The sequence below is a fragment of the Rudaea sp. genome, assembly GCF_036383415.1.
GTDB lineage: Bacteria > Pseudomonadota > Gammaproteobacteria > Xanthomonadales > Rhodanobacteraceae > Rudaea.
Window position 1 is genome coordinate 1 of the sequence record NZ_DASVOK010000232.1, and the last position, 1,739, is coordinate 1,739.

Consider the following 1,739-nt stretch of genomic DNA (forward strand, 5'->3'; position numbering starts at 1 on the left):
CACCGCCATCGCGGTCAGCAGCGCCATCGCCACCGTGGCACGCTCGCGGCCGATCACCTGGTCGAGATAGGCGATCAGATGCACGATGAAGCCGACCTGGGCGAACAGCACCAGCGCGAAGGCAATCGAGACCGAGAGGAAACGGATGTCCCGCAGGGCACGCGCGCGCACCTGGGTCGCCGATGGCGCGTCGGCCGCCGCTGAGGTCACCGCGTGCAGATGCGCCGGCGGCCGCCCGACGAAGATCAGGATGACAGGCACCATCACCACGACGAGCGCCACCGCGGCTGCGATCATCGCGCCGGAGAAGCCAAAATAACCGATCCCCGCCACCAGCAGCGGCACGCCGACGATGCCGCCGAAGCTCGCGCCGTTCAGCGCCAGGCTGATCGCCATGCCGCGCTTCTTGTCGAACCACAGACCGAGCGTGTTGGTGATGATGCCGAGGCTGGTGCCGGCCCAACCGAACGCCAGCAGCGCATCGGCGAGATAGAGCTGCCAGGGCTCGCGCACCTCGCCGATCGCAACCGCGGCGACCGCCATCGCGAGGGTGCCGGCGATCAGGCAGCTGCGCGCGCCGAACGCCTTGATCGCCTCGCTGACGAAGGCAACCAGCGCGGCACCGAACAAATAGAAAAAGGTCGTGCCCGACGAGATCAGCGACGCCGGCCAGCCGTGCAGCCGCTGCAGCTCGGCGACATAGACGCTCTGTCCGTAGAAGCCCAATCCCCAGCCGAAGGTCGCAAGCAGGAAGCAGACGACGACGATGCGCCAGCCTTCATAGCCGAGCGCGGATTCGTCATGCAGCGCGGGTGATGATGCGTCCATTTCTTGCTCTTGCTTCTCACATCGTCAGGGCCGGATTGAATCCGTTCCCACGATGTGAGCAGCCTTGCAAGCCGATCATTTCGAAACCGGTCGAAGTGTCAGCAACTGGCAGCAGGGCGCTGGGCCGCGAACCCATAAATCTGGCGAAACGGGCTTTGCCGTGCGAGGCTGCTGCTATGAGTGAGCGGGACGGCCACAGTTTGGCGGGCATGACGGTCAACGAGCGGCTAGCGCATGTTGGCATTGTTGACCAGTGGGATGAGGCAGTACGCCGGCGAGATCGTCGCACGATGATCGAGCTGCTGGAGCGAGTTGAGGTTCGTGAACCGCATGTCACTGCAGACGCTGTGCTCGCAGACCCGAAGAAGTATGGCTTCTGATCGGACCGTACACTTCCGGCAAGTTTCTAAGCCTACGGCCTAGATGCTGGGATCAGGGATTTCTTCCACCGCGCGCAATTTCGCGCGCCGCTTGGCGAACGAAGCCAGCGACAGCACGGCAAGGCCGAGCAGCACCGGCGGAAACACCACCATGTTGACGGCGTTCCAGCCGTAATGCGCGAGCAGCTGGCCCGACGAGAACGAGCCGATCGCCATCATGCCGAACACGAGGAAATCGTTGAACGCCTGCACCTTGTTGCGCTCCTGCGGCCGGTGCGTTTCCAGCACCAGCGCGGAGGCGCCCACGAACGCGAAGTTCCAGCCGATGCCGAGCACGAACAGCGTCGCCCAGAAATGCGGTGCCGTGATGCCTGACAACCCGATCATCGCAGCCACCGCCTCGAGCGCCAGCCCGAGCGCGACGATGACGGGCGCACCGAAGCGGGCGATCAGCGAGCCCGTGAAGAAGCTCGGGCCGTACATCGCCACGATGTGCCACTGGATGCCGAAATTGGAATCGCTGACCGACAG

At 64.5% G+C, this 1,739-nt stretch carries 2 protein-coding genes; both read right to left on the reverse strand.

Going from position 1 to position 1,739, the window contains the following annotated elements; genetic code table 11:
• Positions 1 to 828 (reverse strand): MFS transporter (locus VF497_RS08910; RefSeq protein ID WP_330887806.1); only part of this gene is annotated, 828 nt, incomplete at its 3' end.
• A gap of 419 nt (positions 829 to 1,247) precedes the next feature.
• On the reverse strand, positions 1,248 to 1,739 hold a 492-nt coding region (locus VF497_RS08915), incomplete at its 5' end, for an MFS transporter (protein ID WP_330887808.1).